General features: G+C 37.6%; 1 pseudogene. It reads left to right on the top strand.

Annotation, left to right across the window (positions count from 1 at the left end):
* Positions 1-343 precede the first annotated feature (343 nt).
* A pseudogene (locus ACTHSP_RS21360) lies at positions 344-583 on the top strand (copper-containing nitrite reductase); the annotation flags it as partial.

Below are 583 nucleotides of genomic sequence, written 5' to 3'. Positions count from 1 at the left end.
AATGTTAAAGATTGTATCACGGTTTTAAAAGTAAAGAAATATTTTGTCAATAATATTCCTTTAAAACCATTAACTTATATGATATTGATTCCCATTTTCTTATACAAACCCTCCTTTATCGTATTTTGTGTTAAGTTCTCGCTAACATTTTCACACAAAATTAAACTTTTCGATGTATTTTTTTATACTTCTAAAGGAGTATTTAGGGATTAAAAGATTCATATTCCCTGAACAATTTGATTTACATCAAAATATGACCAAACAAGCGCCTACATAATCATACAAAACTTCAAACCATCCTATCAGGATTCTTAACTTTTCTTACTATAAGGAAACTTTAAACATGAAACGCCAAACCTTAGCCGCACTTATCGCTTCTGTATTTGCACTGGCCGCATGCGGCGAGCAAGCTGCTAAACCTGCTGAAACTCCAGCTGCTACCGCTTCTGCTGAAGCTCCTGCCGCTTCCAACTCACAAGCTGCTGCAGAGACTCCTTCTTCAGAACTGCCTGTAATCGATGCTATCGTAACTCACGCTCCGGAAGTTCCACCTCCAACTGATCGCGATCATCCGGCTAAAGTA

The sequence above is a fragment of the Neisseria sp. P0001.S005 genome (genome assembly GCF_051963715.1).
Note: the sequence above shows the minus strand (reverse complement) of the source record. Positions and strands in the feature narration are given on the sequence as shown.